Annotated in this window: 16 protein-coding genes; 12 read left to right on the forward strand and 4 right to left on the reverse strand. The window is 73.2% G+C overall.

Going from position 1 to position 21,531, the window contains the following annotated elements; translation table 11 throughout:
* Nucleotides 1-94 precede the first annotated feature (94 nt).
* Entirely contained in the window at nucleotides 95-787 is a 693-nt protein-coding gene (locus CLV63_RS22735; protein WP_170134298.1) for a PH domain-containing protein, read from the forward strand.
* Here the strand turns inward: CLV63_RS22735 and CLV63_RS22740 are convergent.
* Genes CLV63_RS22740 through CLV63_RS22750 form a run of 3 tightly spaced genes read right to left on the reverse strand, consistent with a single transcriptional unit; the run spans nucleotide 684 to nucleotide 3,618 of the window.
* Nucleotides 684-1,463: an SDR family NAD(P)-dependent oxidoreductase gene (locus CLV63_RS22740; protein WP_106585212.1), complete on the reverse strand. Its 780-nt coding sequence runs from the start codon at nucleotides 1,461-1,463 to the stop codon at nucleotides 684-686. The two genes, CLV63_RS22735 and CLV63_RS22740, sit on opposite strands and share 104 nt — an antisense overlap.
* Before the next feature lies 1 nt (nucleotide 1,464).
* On the reverse strand, nucleotides 1,465-2,400 hold the full coding sequence (locus CLV63_RS22745; protein ID WP_106585213.1) for a dihydrodipicolinate synthase family protein: 936 nt from the start codon (nucleotides 2,398-2,400) through the stop codon (nucleotides 1,465-1,467).
* A 39-nt stretch (nucleotides 2,401-2,439) separates the two neighbouring features.
* Nucleotides 2,440-3,618 (reverse strand): mandelate racemase/muconate lactonizing enzyme family protein, encoded by a 1,179-nt coding sequence (locus tag CLV63_RS22750; protein WP_106585214.1) that lies wholly within the window; start codon nucleotides 3,616-3,618, stop codon nucleotides 2,440-2,442.
* A 198-nt stretch (nucleotides 3,619-3,816) separates the two neighbouring features.
* Between CLV63_RS22750 and CLV63_RS22755 the strand changes: the two genes are divergently transcribed.
* From CLV63_RS22755 to CLV63_RS22775, 5 genes are all read left to right on the forward strand, one after another.
* Nucleotides 3,817-5,142: an MFS transporter gene (locus CLV63_RS22755; RefSeq protein ID WP_106585215.1), complete on the forward strand. Its 1,326-nt coding sequence runs from the start codon at nucleotides 3,817-3,819 to the stop codon at nucleotides 5,140-5,142.
* A gap of 231 nt (nucleotides 5,143-5,373) precedes the next feature.
* Nucleotides 5,374-6,354, forward strand: coding sequence for an NAD-dependent epimerase/dehydratase family protein (locus CLV63_RS22760; protein WP_106585216.1), 981 nt, complete (start codon nucleotides 5,374-5,376; stop codon nucleotides 6,352-6,354).
* Between the two features lie 128 nt (nucleotides 6,355-6,482).
* Nucleotides 6,483-7,808, forward strand: a complete 1,326-nt coding sequence (locus CLV63_RS22765; protein ID WP_106585217.1) for an MFS transporter — start codon at nucleotides 6,483-6,485, stop codon at nucleotides 7,806-7,808.
* A 1-nt stretch (nucleotide 7,809) separates the two neighbouring features.
* The gene (locus CLV63_RS22770) at nucleotides 7,810-8,658 is read left to right on the forward strand and encodes an SMP-30/gluconolactonase/LRE family protein (RefSeq protein ID WP_211301424.1); all 849 of its coding nucleotides are present in this window, start codon (nucleotides 7,810-7,812) and stop codon (nucleotides 8,656-8,658) included.
* 138 nt (nucleotides 8,659-8,796) lie between these two features.
* A complete protein-coding gene (locus tag CLV63_RS22775; protein ID WP_211301425.1) occupies nucleotides 8,797-9,588 on the forward strand; it encodes an IclR family transcriptional regulator in 792 nt (263 codons plus the stop codon).
* A gap of 30 nt (nucleotides 9,589-9,618) precedes the next feature.
* Here CLV63_RS22775 and CLV63_RS22780 read toward each other — a convergent pair whose 3' ends face one another.
* The gene (locus CLV63_RS22780) at nucleotides 9,619-10,275 is read right to left on the reverse strand and encodes a TetR/AcrR family transcriptional regulator (protein ID WP_170134299.1); all 657 of its coding nucleotides are present in this window, start codon (nucleotides 10,273-10,275) and stop codon (nucleotides 9,619-9,621) included.
* A gap of 103 nt (nucleotides 10,276-10,378) precedes the next feature.
* Between CLV63_RS22780 and CLV63_RS22785 the strand changes: the two genes are divergently transcribed.
* From CLV63_RS22785 to CLV63_RS22810, 6 genes are all read left to right on the forward strand, one after another.
* Nucleotides 10,379-11,329 carry an ABC transporter ATP-binding protein gene (locus tag CLV63_RS22785; protein ID WP_106585220.1) on the forward strand — a complete coding sequence of 317 codons (951 nt, stop codon included), beginning with the start codon at nucleotides 10,379-10,381 and terminating at the stop codon, nucleotides 11,327-11,329.
* Nucleotides 11,310-12,047, forward strand: a complete 738-nt coding sequence (locus CLV63_RS22790) for an ABC transporter permease (RefSeq protein ID WP_106585221.1) — start codon at nucleotides 11,310-11,312, stop codon at nucleotides 12,045-12,047. Before CLV63_RS22785 ends, CLV63_RS22790 begins: the two co-directional genes overlap by 20 nt.
* Nucleotides 12,048-12,322: 275 nt before the next feature.
* Nucleotides 12,323-15,928: a bifunctional glycosyltransferase/CDP-glycerol:glycerophosphate glycerophosphotransferase gene (locus CLV63_RS22795; RefSeq protein ID WP_106585222.1), complete on the forward strand. Its 3,606-nt coding sequence runs from the start codon at nucleotides 12,323-12,325 to the stop codon at nucleotides 15,926-15,928.
* Nucleotides 15,925-17,316: a polysaccharide pyruvyl transferase family protein gene (locus CLV63_RS22800; protein ID WP_106585223.1), complete on the forward strand. Its 1,392-nt coding sequence runs from the start codon at nucleotides 15,925-15,927 to the stop codon at nucleotides 17,314-17,316. The genes CLV63_RS22795 and CLV63_RS22800 overlap by 4 nt, the downstream gene beginning before the upstream one ends.
* Nucleotides 17,317-17,427: 111 nt before the next feature.
* Nucleotides 17,428-18,834, forward strand: coding sequence for a 3' terminal RNA ribose 2'-O-methyltransferase Hen1 (locus CLV63_RS22805; RefSeq protein ID WP_106585224.1), 1,407 nt, complete (start codon nucleotides 17,428-17,430; stop codon nucleotides 18,832-18,834).
* Complete coding sequence (locus tag CLV63_RS22810) at nucleotides 18,831-21,446, forward strand: polynucleotide kinase-phosphatase (RefSeq protein WP_106585225.1); 2,616 nt, start codon at nucleotides 18,831-18,833, stop codon at nucleotides 21,444-21,446. Before CLV63_RS22805 ends, CLV63_RS22810 begins: the two co-directional genes overlap by 4 nt.
* The last annotated feature ends 85 nt before the right edge of the window (nucleotides 21,447-21,531 follow it).

Raw genomic sequence — 21,531 nt, forward strand, 5'->3', positions numbered from 1 at the left:
TCACCCCGAGGGGGCGTTCCGGGCTATTATGCCCGGAACGCCCTTTTTTCGCCCTTCCCCCACCGGAATGCGGGCCCTCGTGCAGCAAGCCCCGATGCGGACGATCCGCCGCACCCTCTTCCAGGCCGCAATGACGCTCGTCCTGGCCCTGTTCGTGCTGATGTGCGGCTTCGTCGGTGCCATGAGCACGCCTGTTTCAGGCTTTGGCACGACCGCGCTGGTCGGCCTGCTCCCCAGTGCCGGGACGGCCGTCGTCTGGACGATGGGCTGGTACTGCAAGGTGCGGGTCGGCCCGCAGGGCGTCGTGATCGTCAACTGGCTCCACACGCACACAGTCCCGTGGTCGCAGGTCGCAGGTCGCAGGTCGCAGGTCGCGGACGTACGTCGGGCGGGAGCGTTCGCGCTCGTCCTGCGGTCCGGCGATCGGCTCACGTCCGTGCAGTACGGGGCGGCCCTGGCGGGGGAGCTCACGGGCTACGTGAGCCACCGGCGGCTGCGCGGGATCGTCGCGGAGCACTTCGAGCGCTACCGGGACGGCGATCCGGCGTTCGCCTACGCGCACCCTCTCGACCTGCGGATCGCCCGCCTGAAGCCGCCGGTCCTGCCTCTGCTCGCGGGGCTGTGTGCTGCTGAGGGGGTCGTCGTCGGTGCCGGGGGCTCGTCCTCGCGCTGGGGTAGCGCCGTCAGGGGGCGTCGGGGAGGAAGCGGGCGCGGAGGTCGGGGCGGAGGAACGCGGCGGGCGACGCGATGGACAGGCCGCCGTCGATCGGCAGCACCGTTCCGGTGATGAACGACGCCGCGGCGGAGGAGAGGAACACCACGGCCGCGGCGACCTCCTCCGGGGTGCCGGTCCGCCCCAGCGGGTAGCCCTCGTGGGCGTTCGGCAGGTCGCCGCCGCCGATGAGGCCCGGCGCGACCGCGTTGACCCGGATGCCGCGCGGCCCGTACTCCAGTGCGAGTTGGCGGGTCAGGGCCTCCACCCCGCCCTTGGCCGCGGCGTAGCCGGGCAGGCCGGGCGCCGCGAGGGTCGCGTTGACGGAGCCGACCATGGTGATGGCGGCGCCGCGCGGCAGCAGCGGGAGTGCCGCGCGGCAGGTGGCGAACGCCGAGCCGAGCGTGACGTCGATGGCCGCGCGCCACTGCGCGTCGGTGGTGTCCGCGGCGGCGGCGACCGGCATCACCGCCGCGGCGGGGACCACCGTGTCGAGCCCGCCGAGTTCCGCGTGCGCCCAGTGGACGGCGTCGGCGGCCTGGGCCGGGTCGGCGCAGTCTGCGGCGCGGGTGGCGGCGTAGCCGGGCGCGTCGAAGGGGTCGAGTGCGACGCCCGCGACGGCGGCCCCGGTGTCGGCGAAGGCGCGGGCGGCCGCTGCGGCGATCGCCGAGGAGCCGCCGACGATCAGCACCTTGCGCGCCGTCTCGGGCACCCCCGGCAGCGCCGTCTCAGGTGTTCCCGGCCGCGCCATCTCAGGCACCCCCGGCGGAGCGGGCGAGGACGGTCGCGTAGTCGTCCATCGGGAGGGCGTCGAGGACGGCGTCGAGACCGGCGCGGGTCCCCTCGTCCAGGTCCGCTGCCGGGAGCCGGACCGCCGCGGAGGCGATGACGCCCCGCCGCACCAGCACCTCCTTGTGCACGGCCCAGGCGAGCCCGGCCTGCATTCCGAAGCGGATCAGCGGCAGCAGCCGGGTGAACGACCGGTGCGCCCCGGTGGTGTCGCCCTTGCCGACCAGCACGAGCACCTCGTCGAGCAGGTCGGTGAACTCGCAGGCCGGCATGGTGCCGACGGCGCCGGCGGCGTACTCCTCCAGCATGAAGAACGCGTTCTGCCCGCCCAGGACGGCGAGGTCGCGGCCCGACTCCGCCAGCGCCCGCACGACGGCGGCGACCTTCGGCGCGGTGGGCTGCGCCTCGACCTTGACCGAGGTGACCCGGTCGAACGCCGCGATCTCCGCGATCGCCCCCGGCGGGATGGCCACCCCGGTGACGCCCGGGGCGTCCTGGATCATGACGTCGAGCCCGGTCGCCCCCGCCACCTGCCGGTAGAACTCCACGACCTGCGCCGGTCCGGGCTTGACCAGGAACGGCGGCAGCACCATGAGGCCGTCGGCGCCGTGGTCGGCCGCCTGGCGGGCCTGCTCGATCGCGACCTCGGTGCCGGTCCCGTTCACCCCCGCGGTGATGGTGAACCGGTCGCCGGCCTCGGAGCGGACGGTGTCGAGGATCCGGGCCCGTTCCGCCGCGGTGAGGGCGAAGCCCTCGCTGGCCATCCCGAAGACGGCGACACCGGCGGCGCCGGACGCGCGCTGGAAGCGCACCAGGCGGCGCAGTCCCTCGATGTCGAGGCCGCCGTCGGGGTGGAAGGGGGTGGCGAGGATGGGGTGCAGACCGTTGATCGGTTCCATGGTGGCCTTTCGTCGTGGCGTGCCGGTGGGCAGGCCGGTTCAGCGCGTGGTGCGGTGGCGGACCGCGGCGTCGCGGACGGGCTGTTCGGCGATCGCCAGGCCCAGTCCGGGGCCGTCGGGCAGGGTGAACGCGTCGGCGCGCGCGCCGAGGTCGAATCCGAGGAGCCGGGCCGCGGCGTCGGCGGTCACGGGCTGGTACTCGAAGAACGGGCAGTCTTCGACGGCGGCGCTGAGGTGGAGGCCCGCGGCGAGCGTCGGGCCGAGGCCCACGGAGTGGTGCGGCGCGAGCGGGGCGTGGTGCGCCGCGGCGAGTTCGGCGATCGCCGCCGCCTCGGTGATGCCGGTGCGGCCGACGTCGGGCTGGGCGAGGCCGAGCGCCCCGGCGCGCAGCCACTGGGCGAACTCGTAGCGGTTGCGCAGGGCCTCGCCGACGGCGACGGGGAGTTCCAGCCGGTCGGCGAGGCGGCGGTGCCCCTCGACGTCCTCGGGCGCCATGGGCGCCTCCAGGAACAGGGCGCCGCGTTCGGCGAGGCCGCGGCCCAGCCGGGTCGCCTCGGGCAGGCCGTACCGCCAGTGCGCGTCCACCGCGAAGCCGATGCGGGGGGCGGCGGCCTGGACGGCGTCCACGGTGGCGAGGTCGGCCGCGACGCCGTTGCCGAGGTGCAGCTTGACCCGCTCGGCGCCCTTCTCCTGCCAGGCGGCGGCGAGTTCGGCGCGGCCCGCGTCGGTGGGGCTGGGCAGGCCGGAGACGTAGCAGGGGACCTCGGTCCGGAACGCCCCGCCGAGCAGGGTGGCGACGCTCTGCCCGGTGGCGTGCCCGGCAAGGTCCCACATGGCGATGTCGAGGGCGGCGAGCGCGTCGGCCTGGTGGCCGACCAGGTGGCCGCGTTCGCGCATGAGGGCGCGCAGCGCCGCGAAGGCGACCCGGGGGGCCCGCGCGTCCATGCCGATGACCTGCGGGGCGAGCAGCCGGTCGACGATCTCGGCGACGACCTCGGGGCCGACGGGCGCCAGCGCCTCGCCCCAGCCGGCCGTGCCGTCGTCGGCGGTGACCTTGACCAGCAGGGTCTCGAACCGTGCGGAGTAGAGGCTGCGCCACGGCGCGCGGACCACGTACCCGGCGTCGGCGGTCAGCTCCGAGCCGTCGGCGAGGGCGCCCAGATAGGGCATGTCGCTCTGCACCTTGAGGACGAAGGTCTGCACTTCGCGGACGTGCATCAAATCTCCCAGCCGAGCGGATCTGTTTCGATAATTTTGCATCCATATTGCATTAGTTGCATGGACCATGCAATATCAGCGGTGGCCGACGGAGCCGGCACGCGACGGCGCCGCGGCGACGTCCCTGACCCCGGCCCCGCACACCGCCGGCCGTGTCCGGCACCAGCCCCCCGCACCCGAAAGAACGGCGAGATCGTCATGACCAGCCAGGCAGGACAGCCGCACGGGACGGCGACAGCAGCCCCACCCACCAGGCGGGAGGTCCGCAAGGTCATCCTCACCGCCGGGCTCGGCCATTTCGTCGAATGGTTCGAGATCGGCATCTACGGCGTCATGTCCGGGATCATCGCGGTGAACTTCTTCCCCTCGGCCGACCCGATGGCGGGCCTGCTGTCGACCTTCGCGGTGTTCGCCATCGGTTTCGTGATCCGCCCGATCGGCGGCCTGTTCTGGGGCCCGCTGGGCGACCGGATCGGCCGCAACCGGATCCTCGCGATCATCATCATGCTGACCTCGGGCTCGACCTTCGCGATCGGGCTCATCCCCTCCTACGCCGCGATCGGCGCACTGGCGCCCGCACTGCTCGTCGCGGTGCGGCTGGTGCAGGGCTTCGCCGCGGGCGGGGAGAACTCCAGCTCCATCACGCTGCTGTTCGAGTACGCGGAGCGCGACCGCCGCGCCTACGCGACGAGCTGGCTGACCACGATCGGGTTCGCGGCGTTCGTGTTCGGCTCGGGCCTGGTGCTGGCGATGACGCTGCTCCTCGGCGAGGGCGCCATGAACGACTGGGCGTGGCGCGTCCCGTTCCTCATCGCCCTGCCGCTCGGCCTGATCGGCCTCTACCTCCGGGTGCGGTTGCAGGACAGCCCGGAGTTCCGCTCGATGGAGGCGCGCGGCGAGCTCGCCGAGTCGCCGCTGAAGGAGACCTTCCGCTCCGGCGCGCGGGGGATGCTGGTCCTCGGCGCGCTCGCCATCACCAAGGCCGTCGCGCACTGGACGCTCCAGACGTTCATGTTCTCCTACCTGGAGACGACCATGGGCTTCACCGTTGTGCAGGCGTTCCTCGCGGGGACGATCTGCCTCACCGTGTGCGCGCTGCTCATCCCGCCGATGGCGGTCCTGTCCGACCGGATCGGCCGCAAGCCGCTGCTGATCGCGGGCGCGGCCGGGTTCGTCGTGTTCAGCTACCCGGCGCTGTGGCTCACCTCGCTCGGCGACCCGGTCCTCGCCATCCTCGGCATGATCCTGCTCGGCGTCTGGGTCGCCGCGTTCGACAGCGCCCTCGGCGCCGCAATGGCCGAGCTGTTCCCGCCGCGGACCCGCAACGGCTCGATCTCGATCGCGTACAACGTCGCGGTGGCCCTGTTCGGCGGGACCGCGCCCTACATCGCGACCTGGCTGGTCGTGGCGACCGGGCACGACCTCGCGCCGGCGGGCTACATCGTCGCCATCGCGCTGGTGTCGCTGGTGACGGCGGTCCGCATCAGGGAGACCGCCGGCCCGCGGGCCGCGCCGGCCGCTTGAGAGGGCCGGGTCCGGCGGCGGCGCGGGCGCGGTAGGCCCCGCGCCCCGCTGGATCCGCGTCCTGATTCTGCGCACCATGTTTCCGGATTATTGCATCGCTATTGCGCTCAATGCATTGATCATGCAATATCGACCGTGTGGGATCGCGTACCTGAGCGGCGCGGTCTCGGCACGACAGTCGCCCGGACGGCGGACCGCCCGGGCACCACGCGGAGGAAGAGGGACCCGCCCATGCGCATCGTCGTCACCGGCGCGGCCGGCCGGCTGGGACGCACACTCGTCCAGCGGCTGGCGGCCGACGGACACCGGACCACCGGTGTGGACCTCGCCGCCCCGCGCGACCGGGCCGCCGGGGCCGAGCACGTCGTGCTCGGCCTGGACGACCGGGCGGGGCTCGCCGCGGCCTTCGACGGCGCCGACGCCGTCGTCCACCTCGCCGCCATGATGTCCTGGAACCCGGCCGAACTCACCGACATGTTCCGGGTGAACGTGCTGGGCACCGCGCACGTCGCCGACGCCGCAGCCACCGCCGGCGCGCGGCTGGTCCACGCGAGCAGCGGCGAGGTGTACCCGGAGATCAAGCCCGACTACCAGCCGCTGGACGAGGAGCACCCCCGCAACCCCGCCAGCCTCTACGGCCTCACGAAGAAGCTCGACGAGGACATCGTCGACTTCTACCGGCGCACGCGCGGCCTGCGCGCCGTCGTGCTGCGCTTCTCGCACTTCCAGGACGCCGCCGAGCTGCTGGACGAGCGCGGCTTCTTCTCGGGGCCGCGGTTCTTCCTGCACCGGCGCATCGAGCAGCAGCGCGGGTTCGGCAACGACGCCATGGTCGCCGCCCTGCTGCCGCACGCCGTCGAAGGGGAGACCCGGCTGCTGCTCTCCCGCGGCAGCGACGGCACCCCGTTCCGCATGGGCATCCTCGACACCCGCGACCTCGCGTCCGGGGTCATCGCGGCGATCGGCACCCCCGAGGCCGACGGCGAGGCGATCGGCATCGGCGCCGACGACTCCGTCGGCTTCGACGCCCTCGTCCCCGAGATGGCGAAGCGGACGGGGCTCGGCTACGCCGACGTCGCGCTGCCCGCTCCGGCCGTCCACTACACCACCTCCAACCGCAAGGCCCGCGACCTGCTCGGGTTCGTCCCCGAATGGCCCATCGACCGGATGCTCGACGAGGCGGTCGCCGCGCGCGCCGCCCGGCTGGGCTGACGGCCGCCACCCCTCCGCGGCCGCCACCCCTCCGCGGCCGACGGCGCGCGAGCGGCGCAGCGGCGCAGCGGCGCGGACCGCGGCCCGCGCGTCCTCCGCGACCCTTCGAGAAAGGCGAGTGTCCTGCCATGGCAGAGCAGACCTCCCCGGCGGCGGGAGCCGACCACGGCACGCCCCCCACGCGGCAGGAGACCCGAAAGGTCATGCTCGCGGCGGGGATGGGCCACTTCGTGGAATGGTTCGAGATGGGGATCTACGGCACCCTCTCGACCGTCATCGCACTGAACTTCTTCCCCGCGGGCGACGGCGCGAGCGCGCTGCTGTCGACCTTCGCGGTGTTCGCCGTGGGCTTCCTGATCCGCCCGCTCGGCGGGTTCTTCTTCGGCCCGCTCGCCGACCGGATCGGCCGCAACCGGGTCCTCGCCCTCATCGTGATGCTGACCTCGGGCGCGACCTTCGCCATCGGCGTCATCCCCACCTACGCCTCCATCGGGGCGCTGGCGACCGGCCTGCTGGTGCTCGCGCGGCTGGTCCAGGGCTTCGCCGCCGGCGGCGAGTCGTCCAGCGCCGTCACCCTGCTCTTCGAGTACGCGCCGAAGAACCGGCGCGGCTACCTGACGAGCTGGGTGGACGTCTTCGGGTTCGCGGCGTTCGTGTTCGGATCGGGCCTGGTGCTGGCCATGACCATCGCGCTGGGCGACACCGCGATGCAGGAATGGGCTTGGCGGGTGCCGTTCCTGCTCGCCCTGCCGCTCGGCCTGGTGGGGCTCTACCTGCGGACCAGGCTGGAGGACAGCCCGGAGTTCCGCCGGATGGAGGCGCTGGGCGAGGTCACGGAGTCGCCGGTGCGCGAGACGTTCCGCACGGGGACCAAGGCGATGCTGGTGCTCGCCGGGATGGTCGTCATCAAGGCCGTGGCGCACTGGACGCTCCAGACCTACATGATCAGCTACCTCCAGGACCCGATGGGGTTCACGACGCTCCAGTCGTTCACGGCGGGGACCATCTGCCTGCTGGTCGTCGCCGTACTCGTCCCGTTCATGGGGCGGCTGAGCGACCGGGTCGGCCGCAAGCCGCTGCTCATCGCGGGCGCGGGCGGGTTCGTGCTGTTCAGCTACCCGGCGTTCTGGCTGATGTCGCTGCACAGCACCGTTCTGGCGATCGCCGCGATGGTCCTGCTCGGCGTGCTGATCGCCGCGTTCGACGGCGCCGTAAGCGCCGCCATGGCCGAGCTGTTCCCGCCGCGGGTGCGCAGCGGTGCCATCGCCATCCCGTACAACATCTCGGTGTCGCTGTTCGGCGGCACGGCGCCCTACATCGCGACCTCACTGGTCGTGTCGACCGGCTACGACCTCTCCCCGGCGTTCTACGTGATGGGGGTCGCGCTGATCTCGCTGATCACGGTGCTCCGCATCCGCGAGACCGCCGGGCCGCGCGCCCGCGCCGGGGCGTGAGGTGATCCCGGTCGACCAGGTCACCGCGCCCCTCGCCGATCACGGCGAGGGGCCGGTGTGGTCGCCGGAGAACGGCGGCCTGCTCTGGGTCGACATGCGGGCGGGGGACCTCCTCACGCTGGACCCGGGGAGCGGAGCGGTGCGCCGCCGCAACGTCGCCGGGTTCCTCGCGGCGGTGCGGCCCCGCGCCGGGGGCGGGCTGGTCGCCGCGGTGCGGCGGGGCTTCGCGCTGGTCGAACCGGACGGCTCCGTGCGCGGCCTCGGCGCGCTGTGGTCCGATCCCGCCGTGCGGATGAACGACGGCGGGTGCGACCCCGACGGCCGGTTCTACTGCGGCACCCTCTCCGCGCCCGGGGCTCCGCCCGGCGGGCTGTACCGGCTCGACCCCGGCGGCGGGGCCACCCGGGTGCTCGACGGGGTGCGGGTCTCCAACGGGCTGGGCTTCAGCCCGGACGGCCGCACCTGCTATCACACCGACACGGCGGCCGGCCGGATCGACGCCCTCGACTACGAAGGCGGCGAGCTGCGCGGCCGGCGCCCGTTCGCGCGCATCCCCGCCTCCGACGGCGCCCCCGACGGGCTCGCCGTCGACGCCGAGGGCGGGGTGTGGACCGCACTGTGGGGCGGTGGCGCCGTCCGCCGGTACGCACCCGACGGGGTGCCGGACGCCGTGGTGGCCGTGCCCGTGCGCGCCGCTACGGCATGCGCGTTCGGCGGCCCCGACCTCGGCGACCTGTACATCACCACCTCGCGCCGCGGCGCCGACCCGGGCGAGGCGGGCACCGCCGGCGCGGTGTTCCGCTGCCGGCCGGGGGTGGCCGGCGCGACGGCGGCGCCGTTCCGCGGGTGAGGCCGCCGGGCGGCGCGCGCCGCAGCGGTCCCGCCCGCGGCGGAACCCCGTGATCCGGCGGCCGCGGGACACGTAGAGTGCACTGGAAAATCCGAATCCTGCATGGCTCATGCAGGACCGAGCGGAGAAGGAGGCCGCGTGGCCGTCGAACAGAGCGGCAACCAGTCGGTGGAGCGCGCCGTTGCGGTGCTGCGCGCGTTCCTCGCGGAGCGGCCCGAGCTGCGCGTGTCCGACATCGCCCGGCTCACCGGTATCGGCCAGTCCACGGTGTCGCGGCTGCTCGCCACCCTGGAGGCCGGCGGCCTGGTCGCCCGCGACGAGGCGAGCGGCTTCTTCCGGCTCGGCATGGACCACCTCTCGCTGGCCGCCGTCGCGCTCAACAACCACCCCGTGCACCGCGAGGCCCGCCCGGTGGCGCAGCGCCTCGCCGGCCGGCTGGGGCTGGGCGCCAACGTCGCCGTGCGCGACGGCGCGGCACTGTTCTACCTGTGCAACTTCGAGGGGGAGCTCGCACCGAAGTCGCACGTGCTCATGGGCTCCCGCAACCCGCTGCACGCCACCGGGCTGGGCAAGTGCCTGATGCTCTCGCTCGCACCCGACGGCGTCCGCGCACTGCTCGGGGCGGACCTGCCCTCCTACACCTCGGCCACGCGCACCGACCACGAGAGCCTCGCCGCCGACCTGGAGCAGGGCCGGACCCGCGGCTACACGACCGAGGTCGAGGAGCTGGCGCTCGGCCGCGCCTGCGTCGCCGCGCCCATCCGCGACGGATCGGGCGGGGTCGTCGCCGCGCTGTCGCTGTCGGGCCCGCTCAGCGCGATCGACCTCGCCCGCCGCGAGGCGGTGCTGGCGTCGGAGGTCATCGAGGCGGCCGACCGCATCAGCCTCGCACTGGGCTACCAGGCCCACCGGTTCACCCCGGCCCGGTGACCCCGGGCCAGTGACCCCGGCCCCCGCCGGTCACGCGTCGCGCTCGGGCGCCGCCGGTTCGGGGGCCTCCGGTTCGGGCGGCAGGCCGGCGAGGAGCCGCAGGGCCACGCGGTAGAGGTCCAGCGGGGCGCCCGCGGGATCGGCCATGTTGACCAGCGCGACGCCGAGGTCCAGGGCGTTGAACAGGCGGGTCACCGAGGTGTCGGGCAGCCCGGCCAGCCCGCTGCCCTCGGGGACGAGCCGCCGGATGTACTCGGCGGAGTCCCGCGCGGAGTCGGCGTACAGCTCGGCGAGTTGCGCGCGGACGGCGGGCTGGTGCCGGCCGAGCAGGATGAACTCGATGAGCACCCAGGCGAAGTCGTACCGCTCGCCGCTCGACGCCACCCGCACCCATTCGCGCCCCCAGGCGTCCACACGCTCGGCGGGGCTGAGGCCGCCGTCGGCCAGGATCCCGGCGAACCGGGTCTGCTCGGGCCCGTCCGACCGGTGCCGGATGACCTGGGTGATCAGGTCCTCCTTGCCGTCGAAGTTGGAGTAGACGGCCCCCTTGGTCAGCCCCGCCTCGCGGGCGACGTCGTCGAGCGTGCCCTTGGTGATCCCCTCGCGTGCGAACACGCGCTCCGCGGCGAGCAGCAACCGCACCCGGTTGCGCTCCTGCTGCTCCCGCCGGGTCAGCCGTTCGGCCACCGTCGCCCCCTCGTCCGCCGGACACACGCCCTTGACACGCGGCAGGATATCCGAATACTGAAAAGTATTCGAATACTCAATAGTATTTGAAATGTGGTGTCCCATGGCAGTCCTCGAAGTCGACCATCTGGTCAAGCGCTATCGGCGCGGGCCGCGCGCCAACGACGGTGTGACCCTGCGCGCGGAGGAGGGCGAGGTCCTGGGTCTCCTCGGTCACAACGGCGCCGGCAAGACCACGCTCATCAACCAGGTCGTCGGCCTGGCCCGGCCGACATCCGGCACGATCCGGCTCGCCGGCGGGGACCCCGTCGCCGACCCCGCGTCCGCCCGCGCGGCCTGCGCGCTGATGCCCCAGTCCCAGGTCCCGCTCGACGGGATCACCCCGCGCCAGGCCGTCGAGACGACGGCCCGGATCCGCGGCGCACCCCGGCAACGCGCGCGGGCGCGCACCGGGGACCTGCTCGCGGCGCTCGACATCGAGGAATGGGCCGACACCGCGGGCGAGCACCTGTCCGGGGGAGTGCGGCGCCTCACCGCGTTCGCCATGACCGCGGCCGAACCCGGGCGGCTGGTGATCATGGACGAACCCACCAACGACGTCGACCCGGTACGCCGGCGCCTGCTGTGGGCGCAGGTCCGGGCGCTCGCTGCGGGCGGCCGCGCGGTCCTCCTGGTCACCCACAACGTGGCCGAGGCCGAGCGCAGCGCGGACCGGCTGGCCGTCATGGACTCCGGGCGGGTGGTCGCCGAGGGCACGCCCGCCGGGCTGCGCGCCGGTGTCGCGGGGGACCTGCGGCTCGACCTGCTCATGGCCGATGCCGACGCGCCCGAGGTGGCGTTCGCCGGGGCCGGGCGGCCGCACCGCGTCGGGCGCCGGATCATCGTGCCCCTCCCCGCCGATGCGGCCGACGCCGCACTCGCCTGTGCGCAGCGCCTGCGCGCGGCCGGGCGGATCGAGGAGTTCGCGCTGACGCCCGTCAGCCTGGAGGACGTCTACATCGGGCTGGTCGGCGGCGGCAGCGAGGAGGGGCACCATGGCGCACTGGCTGCGTAGCTACGCCCTGCTGCTGAAGTGGAACGTCCTCGGCCTGCGCCTCATGCTGCCGTTCTTCGTCGCCGTCCAGGTCGTGTTGTCGGTCGGCATCGTGGTCGGGTTCTCGTTCCTCGTGCCCGACCTCGACCGCACCGCGGCCCTGTACCTCTCCACCGGCGCCCCCACTGTCAACCTGGTGCTCGTCGGGATGGTGCTCACTCCCAACGGGATCAGCACGAAGAAGCAGACGGGCGCGTTCGACCACCAGCGGGCGCTGCCGGTCCCGCGCCTGGCGCTGCTCGCCGCCGACACCACCCTGTGGATCGCCGCGGCCGTGCCCGGTGTCGTCGCCGGGCTCGGGGTCGCGGTCCTGCGGTTCGACATCAGCCTCACGATCGGCTGGACCGCCGTCCCCGCGCTGCTCCTGGTGGCGCTGACCTGCACCACGCTGGGCTACGCGCTGGCATACACCGCCACGCCGATGGTCACGGCCCTGGTGGCGCAGATGGTGGTGTTCTTCACACTGATGTTCTCGCCGATCAACTTCCCCGCGGACCGGCTGCCCGAATGGTTCCAGGCGGTCCACGCGGTCCTGCCCTTCGCGCCCATGGCCCAGGCCGTCAGGGAGAGCCTCGCCGTACCGCCCGGCGGGCCGGCGGTCCTCCCGTTCGCCGTGCTCGCGGCCTACTGCGCACTCGGATTCGCGGTCTCCTACGCGGCCATGCTGCGCCGTCCGTGACCGATTGGTACGAAACGGCGGGGACCAGGGGGATTTGAGGTAACAGAGAGGATTCTTCGGACTCGGGGGACAACCGGTCGTTTGTCCCCCGCGTCTTCTTTCCGAGGAAAGACGTTCGCCGCCTTTTGTACGGGCGTCGTTCACCTGTCCGGTCGCGCTCGTCGACCAGGTCCGAATGGGCGCCCGGAGCCGGCGCCGCGAACCCGCGCCGTCCTCGCAACACCCGCGCATACCGCGGGTCCGCCGTGCTGTAGTGCAATTACCGGGAGATGTGTGTGGTCACCCTCAGCGTCGTCGTGCCGATCTACAACGTAGAGCGCTATCTCGAAGAGTGCCTGCGCTCGCTGGCCGGCCAGAGCCTCGCCGACCTCGAAGTGATCATGGTGGACGACGGCTCGCCCGACTCCAGCGCGGCGATCGCCGAGCGGTTCGCCGCCGACGACCCCCGGTTCGTCCTGGTCCGCCAGCCCAACGCCGGCCTCGGCGCCGCGCGCAACCGCGGCATCGACACCGCGGCGGGCGAGTACCTGACCTTCGTCGACAGCGACGACGTCATCCCGCCCTACGCCTTCGGCGCCATGGTCAATCGACTGCGCGAGAGCGGGTCGGACTTCGCCAGCGGCAACGTGCACCGCCTCAACGAGCTGGGCACCCACCAGTCGCCCATGCACCGCAAGATCTTCCGCACCGAGGGCCGCCGCACCCACATCTCCGAGCGCGAGACCCTGCTCATCGACCGCCTCGCCACCAACAAGGTGTGGCGCCGCTCCTTCTGGGACACCCACAAGCTGCGGTTCCCCGAAGGCGTGCTGTACGAGGACGTCTCGGTCGTCATCCCGGCGCACTTCCTCGCCGAGGCGGTCGACGTCCTCACCGTCCCGGTGTACCTGTGGCGCGAGCGGCCCAGCGACGACAAGTCCATCACCCAGGACCGGCTGCACATCAAGGGCTTGCAGGACCGGTTCCGGGCGGTGCGCGAGGTCAGCGACTTCCTCCGCGAGCGGGGGCTCGACGAAGGCCGGCGCAACTGGGACGCAACGGCGCTCGGCAGCGACCTCCGGATCTTCATGCAGGTCCTCGACGACGCGGGCGAGGAGTTCCGCGCGGAGTTCCTCCGACTCGGCAACGACTACCTCGACACCGTCGACCCCGCCACGCTGCCCCGGCTGAAGTCCATCGAGCGGCTGAAGTGGCACCTCGTCCGCCGCAGCATGCTCCCCGAGCTGCTGGAGGTCCTGACCTTCAACAAGAGCGTCGAGCAGCGCAAGGCCAGGGCGGTCCGGCACGGCACCCGGTACTACTCCGAGTACCCGTTCAAGGACGACCCCGCCGCCGCTGTGCCCCGCGAGGTGTACCGCCTCGACGGCGAACTCGTCATCCGGCAGAAGGCCGAGCGCATCGAATGGCGCGACGGCCGCCTCGTCGTCACCGGCCGGGCGTGCCTGCGGTCGCTGCGCCCCAATCGCCGCATCCAGCAGTACATGCGCGCCTGGCTGGTCAACCCCGAGACCGGCGCCCGGGTGCGGGTCCCCGTCACCGCGCACCGCGCCAACGAGTACCTGCTCCCGCCCGACGCCGCCACCGCCCGCCGCGACTGGGGCGGCTACGAGATCTCCATCGACCCCGCGAAGCTGCGGACCTCCGGTGGCTACGCGCCCGGGTCCTGGTTCGTGGAGCTGTGGATGCTCAACCGCGGCATCGTCCGCCGCGCACGGCTCGGCAAACCGCAGCCGGGCGCGCCGCAGCGCCCCGCGGCGCACGAGGTGGCACCGGGCGTGTGGGTGCGCCCCGGCTGGCAGGGCACCGACGGCCTCCGGCTCGACGTCGACCCGCTGCGCGCCCAGCTCACGGGCCACCGCACCGACGGCGGCGAACTGGAGCTCACCGGCGTGCTCGGAACGGGTTCGGGCGACGCGACCGGCCTGCGGCTCACCCGGCTGCCCGGTGACCACTGGATCGACATCGCGCTCGACCCCGCCGAACCCGCGGCAAAGGGCGGTGCCGGGTTCAGCGCCCGCGTCGCACTCGCCGACCTCGCCGACGGCTTCGCCGAGCGCAGCGCCATCGCCGGCGGCCCGGCGGCCTCCGAGCGGTGGGACCTCCGCCTGCTGCACGGCGACCGGGTCGGCGCCCGGCTGTCCCTCGCCGACACCGCCGAGGAGGGCCGCTACCACGGCGCGCACGGCGAGGCCGGAGTGGAGCGCGAGAGCGCCGGCTGGGCCCTCGTCCGCATGGGCAGGGCGCACCCCGTCATCACCGAGGCCGGGTGGGACGGCGACCGGCTGACCGTCGCCGGGGTCTTCCACGACTCCGGCGCCGGGCTGTCGCTCGTGGTCCGCGCCCAGGGCCGCATGGAGGAGCACGTCGTCCCGCTCACGCTCGACGACTCCCGGTTCCGGGTGTCGCTGCGGCCCACGGCGCTGCCGGCGTTCGGCGCCGAGGTCCCGCTGGGCCCGGGCGGCTACCGGTTCTCGGTGCGCCGCACACTGGGGCCCGACACCTTCGAGGACCGCTTCGCGCGGGTCGCCCACGCCCTGCTGCCCGAACTGCCGGCCCGCACCGAGGTCGGCGGCCGCGCCGTGTCGGTCGACGCGGTCCGCTACGACGTCCCGGTCCTGACCGTCGGTTCCGCGCTGCCGCCCGCCGAACAGGGCGCCTACGCCCAGCAGCGGCTCCGCGAACGCGTCTACCCGCGGCTGCGCGAGCAGCCGGTCGCGCCCGGCGCGCTGTTCGAGAGCTACAGCGGCAAGCAGTACTCCGACAGCCCGCGCGGCATCTACGAGGAGCTGCGCAGGCGGTCGCCCGACTTCCCGGCGTCCTGGATCGTCCGCGAACGCCAGATCGCCCTCCCCGAAGGGCTCACCGAGGTCCCGCACACCGGGCGCGGCTACTTCGAGGGCCTGGCCCGCTCGGAGCACGTGGTGACAAACGCCCACCTGCCGACCTGGTTCGCCAAGCGCCCCGGCCAGACCGTCGTGCAGACCTGGCACGGCTCGATGCTCAAGCGCATCGGATTCGACATCGAGCGCGTGCAGTTCGCCAGCCGCGACTACCACGAGCGGCTGGCCCGCGAGGTGGCGCAGTGGGACTACCTCGTCTCGCCGAGCCCCTGGGCCACCCCCATCCTGCGCCGGGCGTTCCGGTTCGAGGGCGAGATCCTCGAAACCGGGTACCCGCGCAACGACCTCTTCCACGCGCCCGAACGCGACGCCCTCACCGAACGGGTGCGCGAACGCCTCGGCCTGCCCGCGGGCAAGAAGGTCGTCCTCTACGCACCCACCTGGCGCGACGACAAGTTCTATTCGCGCGGCAAGTACAAGCTCGACCTGCACCTGGACCTCCAGGCCATGCAGCGGCGGCTCGGCGACGACCACGTGCTGCTGGTCCGGCGGCACCCCAACATCGTCGACCGCGTGCCCAACACCGGGGGCGGGTTCGTCCACGACGTCTCGACCTACCCGGAGATCCAGGAGCTGTTCCTGGTCGCCGACGTCCTCATCACCGACTACTCCTCGCTGATGTTCGACTTCGCCAACACCGGCCGCCCGATGCTGTTCTTCACCTACGACCTGGCGGACTACCGCGACAACCTGCGCGGCTTCTACTTCGACTTCGGCGAGACCGCGCCGGGCCCGCTGCTGGAGACCTCCGACCAGGTCATCGACGCCCTCCGCGACATCGACGCCGTCCACGCCGCGCACGCCGACCGCTACGAGGCGTTCACCGCGCAGTTCTGCCCGCTCGACGACGGCAAGGCGGCGGCCCGGATCGCCGACCGGCTGTTCCCCGGCATCGCCGACCGCTCCGATCGCTCCGACGGCCCGGCGGCCGCCGGTACCCCGAACGCACCGCGACCGACCGAAGAGGACGCGCACCGATGAAGAAGATCCTGATCCGCTCGGGGAAGAGCCCGTTCGAGGCCGTGACGGTCGAGCAGACCATGCAGCAGAGGATCGGCGGCGCCAACGTCGGCAACCTCGTCTTCAGCGACTCCGCGCACAAGATGCTGCTCACCGCCGACACCGAGGTCACCTCGACCCGGTTCACGACCGGGCGCGCGGACATCGCCCACATCAACGAGAACTACGACGTCTTCGTCATGCCCTTCGCCAACGCGTTCCGGCCCAAGTACGAGGCCAGCCTGAAGCGGTGGACGCGGATCATCGAAGGGCTCACCATCCCGGTCGTGGTGCTGGGCATCGGTGCGCAGTCCGACCTCGACTACGACATGGAGCCCATGCGCCCGCTCGACGCCACGGTCAAGCGGTTCGCCAAGGCCGTGCTCGACCGTTCGCCGAGCATCGGCGTCCGCGGCGAGTTCACCGAGCGCTACCTCAACAGCCTCGGGTTCTCCGACGTCGAGGTCATCGGCTGCCCGTCGATGTTCCGCCACGGCGACCAGTTCAGCGTCGCGAAGCGGCGCCCGGAGCTCGACCGCGGCGCCAAGGTCGCGGTGTCGGTCACCGAGGGCCCCGTGGGCGACATCGCGCGCACCGTCGCCGCCACCTACGAGCGCTACCCCGATCTGCTCTACATCGCCCAGGACCTCACCGAGCTGGAGGCCATGTACTGGGGCGACACCTCCGAGGCGACCGCGACGACCGCGTCGCTGCCGCAGCACCGCACGCACCCGCTGTTCCGCGACAACCGGGTCCGCCTCTTCCTCGACCCGGTCACCTGGATCAACGGCCTCGCCGAGTGCGACTTCGCGTTCGGCACCCGCATCCACGGCAACATCGCGGCGCTGCTCGGCGGCACCCCCAGCGTCGTCCTGTGCCACGACTCCCGCACCCTGGAGCTCAGCCGCTACTTCGAGATCCCGCACCGGTCGCTGCGCGACCTGCCGCCCGACATCGACGCGGCCGAGCTCTACGCCGAGGCCGACTACACCGGGCTCGTGAAGGGGCACGCCGAGCGCTTCGACCGCATGACGGGCTTCCTGCGCCGGCACGGCCTCGACAACGTCTACCAGGACGGCGACAAGGGCGCGGCGTTCGAGGCGCGCATGCGCGCGACCGAGTTCGCCCCCGGGGTCGAGGCGTGGGCCGGTGCGGACGACGGCGGCATCGGCTACCGCATCGGCTGGCTGAAGGAGAACGTCCGCCGCCTCAACGACCGCCAGGCAAAGGCCGACAAGCGCATCGACCAGCTGACCAAGCAGGTCGCCGCGTTGCAGAAGGCCGTCCAGCGGTCCCAGAACGGGCCGTACCGCAAGGTCCGCCGCGCTGTGGGCCGCCCGGTGCGCCGCATCCTGAAGGGCCGCGGGTAGGCGCCGGCCGCCGCGGGCCCGCGGCGGCCCGCGCCGCGTGCGGTCCCGGTCGTCCACAGGCGTCCGAAATGCGGTGGTGGGGACCTGTCGGGGTGCAGCACACTGGACCCTGTGCTACTGACGATCTCCACCACCCACCAGCCGGCCACCGATCTCGGGTACCTGCTGCACAAGCACCCCGACCGGGTCCAGGAGTTCACGCAGTCCCATGGGACCGCGCACGTCTTCTACCCCGAGTCGCACGAGCACCGGTGCACCGCCGCGCTGCTGCTGGAGATCGACCCCCAATCCCTGCTGCGCACCCGCAAGAGCGTCAGCAGCCCCGATTTCGCGCTCGCGCAGTACGTCAACGACCGCCCCTTCGCCGCCTCGTCGCTGTTCGCCGTGGCGCTGGGCGACGTCTTCCGCACGGCCCTCAAGGGCCGCTGCACCGCGCGCCCCGAACTGCCCGACCGCCGCCTGCCGCTGACCCTCAGCCTGCCCGCCGTGCCGTGCCGCGGCGGCCCCGAGTACGCCCGCCGGCTCTTCGAGCCGCTGGGCTGGCAGGTGCGGACCGAGCCCGTGCCGCTCGACCCCGGCCTGCCCGACTGGGGCGACTCCCGCTACGTCGGCCTCACCCTCACCGGCGAACACCGCCTCGCCGATGCCCTCAGTCACCTCTACGTCCTGCTCCCGGTGCTCGACGGCGCCAAGCACTACTGGGTCGACGACGACGAGATCGAGAAGCTGCTGCGGGCCGGCGAGGGGTGGCTCGCCGGGCACCCCGAGCGCGCCGGCATCACCCGCCGCTACCTGTCGCGGCGCAACCGGCTGTTCCGGGTCGCGATCGCCCGGCTCGCCGAGGTCGACGACCTCGACCCCGGCGCCGACGACGGCGGCGAGACCCCCGCCATCACCGAGGAGGCCCCCGACAAACCGCCCGCGCTGGCCGAACAGCGCGCCGGGGCGGTGCTCGCCGCGCTCAAGGCCGCCAACGCCCGCAGCGTCCTCGACCTCGGCTGCGGCCCGGGCAAGCTCGTCGGGCGGCTCCTCGACGACCCCCAGTTCACGCAGGTCACCGGCGTCGATGTCAGCCAGGCCGCCATCCAGTTCGCGCACGACCGGCTGCGGGTCGAGACCATGCCCGCGGCACAGCGCTCCCGGCTGACCCTGCTCACCGGCTCGGTGGTGTACCGCGACGACCGGTTCGCGGGCCACGACGCCGCCGTCCTCATGGAGGTCATCGAGCACATCGACCCCTCCCGGCTGCCCGCCATGGAGCAGGTGGTGTTCGGCCGCGCCGCCCCGCGCGCCGTCGTCGTCACCACGCCCAACGCCGAGTACAACGCGCTCTACGAGGGGCTCGACCACGACGCCATGCGGCACACCGACCACCGCTTCGAGTGGGACCGCGCCCGGTTCGAGTCCTGGGCGCGCGAGGTCGCCGCCACGTACGGATACCAGGTGCGGTTCCTGCCCGTCGGGCACGAGGACCCGCAGCACGGCGCATCCACCCAGATGGGGGTTTTCCACCGATGACGCACTCCACCGAGCCGGCACCGGCCGGGCCGCCCCCTGTGCTGAGCATCCCCGAGACCGGCCTGGTGCTGCTCGTCGGCATCTCCGGCTCCGGCAAGTCCACGTTCGCGGCCCAGCACTTCAAGCCCACCCAGGTCATCGCCTCCGACTACTGCCGGGGGCTCGTCAGCGACGACGAGAACGACCAGGGCGCCAGCACCGACGCGTTCGCCCTGCTGCACTACATCGTCAACACCCGGCTGCGGCGCGGCCTGCTCACCGTCGTCGACGCCACCAACGTCCAGCGCAAGGCGCGCGAGCAGCTGGTGCGCATCGCCAAGGACAACGACGTCCTCTGCTCCGCCATCGTGCTCGACGTCACCGAGACCGTCGCCCGGCACCGCAACAAGGCCCGGACCGACCGCGACTTCGGCGACCACGTCATCGCCCGGCAGCGCCGCGACCTCCGCAGCAACCTGCGCCGCCTCGACAAAGAGGGCATCCGCAAGGTCCACATCCTGCGCGGCCCCGAGGAGATCTCCGCGGCGACCATCGCGCTGGAGAAGTCCTGGAACGACAAACGCCACCTCACCGGGCCGTTCGACATCATCGGCGACGTCCACGGCTGCCGGGCCGAACTCGAATCGCTGCTCACCGAACTCGGGTACCGCATCGAGTCCGACCCCTCCGGCCGCGCCGTGGGCGCCCGGCACCCCGAGGGCCGCACCGCGGTGTTCGTCGGCGACCTCGTCGACCGCGGGCCCGACACCCCGGGCGTGCTGCGGCTCGCCATGGGCATGATCGACTCCGGCGACGCCCTGTGCGTCTCGGGCAACCACGAGCAGAAGCTCGCCCGGTCCCTCAAGGGCCGCAAGGTGCGGGTGTCGCACGGACTGGCCGAGTCGCTGGAGCAGCTCGCCGCGCAGGACGACGACTTCCAGCGCCGCGCCACCGCGTTCTGCGACGGCCTCATCAGCCACTACGTCCTCGACGGCGGCGATCTCGTCGTCGCGCACGCCGGGCTCAAGGAGGAGTACCACGGCCGGTCGTCGGGCCGGGTGCGCTCGTTCGCCCTCTACGGCGACACCACCGGCGAGACCGACGAATACGGCCTGCCGGTGCGGCTGCCGTGGGCCGAGCAGTACCGGGGCCGCGCCACCGTGGTCTACGGGCACACGCCCGTCCCCAAGGCCGAGTGGGTCAACAACACCATCTGCCTCGACACCGGCTGCGTGTTCGGCGGGCGGCTCACCGCACTGCGCTACCCCGAACGCGAGATCGTCGACGTCGCCGCCGAGCACACCTGGTACGAGCCCACCAGGCCGTTCCTCGACCCCGGCGACTCCGCCCCCGCCACCGGCACGGTGCGCGACCCCGGCCTCCTCGGCATCTCCGACCTCCCCGCCGGAGCCGACGGCGCCGACCACCCCGGCGGCGCCGTCGAGACCGCGTTCGGCCGGGTGCGCGTCCCGGGGCAGAACGCCCTCGCCGCGCTGGAGGTCATGAGCCGGTTCGCTGTCGACCCGCGCTGGCTGCTGTACCTGCCGCCGACCATGGCGCCCGCGCCCACCTCGGCCGACCCCGCGCTGCTGGAGCGTCCGGCCGAGGCGCTGTCGTACTACCGCGGCGAAGGGGTCGACCGCGTCGTGTGCCAGGAGAAGCACATGGGTTCGCGCGCGGTCGCCGTGGTCTGCCGCGACGAACACGCCGCTGCGCGGCGCTTCGTCCCCGGGACCCTCGGCACCGTCTACACCCGCACCGGGCGCCCGTTCTTCCGCGACCCCGGCACCGAGTCGGCGGTCCTCGCCGAGCTCCGCTCCGCCATCACCGCCGCGGGGCTCTGGGCCGAGCTCGACACCGACTGGCTGGCGCTCGACGGCGAACTCCTGCCGTGGTCCGCCAAGGCCGCCGGCCTCATCCGCGACCAGTACGCCTCCGTCGGCGCGGCCGGCCGCGCGGCGCTCCCGGCGGCGCAGGGCGTGCTGCGCGCGGCGGCCGACCGCGGCCTCGACGTCGCGGCCCTGGCCGGGCGCGTCGACCGCCGCCTCGACGGCATCGAGGCGTTCAGCGCGGTGTACCGCCGCTACACCTGGGACACCGACGGCCCGGCGGGGCTGCGCTACGCCCCGTTCATGGTGCTGGCCGCCGAGGGCGCCGATTTCAGCGGCCGCGACCACCTCTGGCACATGAGCGTGGCCGAGCGCCTGGCCGAGGCCGCGCCCATGGTCCTGCCCACCCGCTACCTCGCGGTCGACACCACCGACCTCCACGAGGCCGACTCCGCCGACTCCTGGTGGCGCGGCCTGGTGTCGACCGGGGGCGAGGGCATGGTGGTCAAGCCCCTCGGTGGGCCGCTCACCAAGGGGCGCAAGAACCTCGTGCAGCCCGGCCTGAAGGTGCGCGGCCCGGAGTACCTGCGCATCATCTACGGTCCCGACTACCTCGACCCCGAGCGCCTCGCCACCCTGCGCGACCGCCGCCTGGGCCGCAAGAGCGGCCTGGCGCTCAGCGAGCACAAGCTGGGGGTCGAGTCGCTGGCCCGCCACGCCCGCGGCGAACCGCTGTGGCGGGTCCACGAACCGGTGTTCGGCGCGCTCGCCCTCGAATCCGAACCCGTCGACCCCCGGCTCTGAACGGATGAACCCGCCGTACCCGCGGCCGAATCCGCTCCGAGAATCGGGCCGCGGCCTAATGTGGAGCATGCCGGACACCCGGGTA

Origin of the sequence: Murinocardiopsis flavida, assembly GCF_003014485.1 — a bacterium.
Classification (GTDB): Bacteria; Actinomycetota; Actinomycetes; order Streptosporangiales; family Streptosporangiaceae; genus Murinocardiopsis; species Murinocardiopsis flavida.

Bases quoted from the DNA above. Each gene is read 5' to 3' on its own strand.
- CLV63_RS22785 (WP_106585220.1), top strand. From the start codon at position 10,379: ATGGCAGTCCTCGAAGTCGACCATCTGGTCAAGCGCTATCGGCGCGGG.
- CLV63_RS22745 (WP_106585213.1), bottom strand. From the start codon at position 2,400: ATGGAACCGATCAACGGTCTGCACCCCATCCTCGCCACCCCCTTCCAC.
- CLV63_RS22810 (WP_106585225.1), top strand. From the start codon at position 18,831: ATGACGCACTCCACCGAGCCGGCACCGGCCGGGCCGCCCCCTGTGCTG.
- CLV63_RS22765 (WP_106585217.1), top strand. From the start codon at position 6,483: ATGGCAGAGCAGACCTCCCCGGCGGCGGGAGCCGACCACGGCACGCCC.
- CLV63_RS22755 (WP_106585215.1), top strand. From the start codon at position 3,817: ATGACCAGCCAGGCAGGACAGCCGCACGGGACGGCGACAGCAGCCCCA.
- CLV63_RS22735 (WP_170134298.1), top strand. From the start codon at position 95: ATGCGGACGATCCGCCGCACCCTCTTCCAGGCCGCAATGACGCTCGTC.
- CLV63_RS22740 (WP_106585212.1), bottom strand. From the start codon at position 1,463: ATGGCGCGGCCGGGAACACCTGAGACGGCGCTGCCGGGGGTGCCCGAG.
- CLV63_RS22800 (WP_106585223.1), top strand. From the start codon at position 15,925: ATGAAGAAGATCCTGATCCGCTCGGGGAAGAGCCCGTTCGAGGCCGTG.
- CLV63_RS22790 (WP_106585221.1), top strand. From the start codon at position 11,310: ATGGCGCACTGGCTGCGTAGCTACGCCCTGCTGCTGAAGTGGAACGTC.
- CLV63_RS22750 (WP_106585214.1), bottom strand. From the start codon at position 3,618: ATGCACGTCCGCGAAGTGCAGACCTTCGTCCTCAAGGTGCAGAGCGAC.
- CLV63_RS22760 (WP_106585216.1), top strand. From the start codon at position 5,374: ATGCGCATCGTCGTCACCGGCGCGGCCGGCCGGCTGGGACGCACACTC.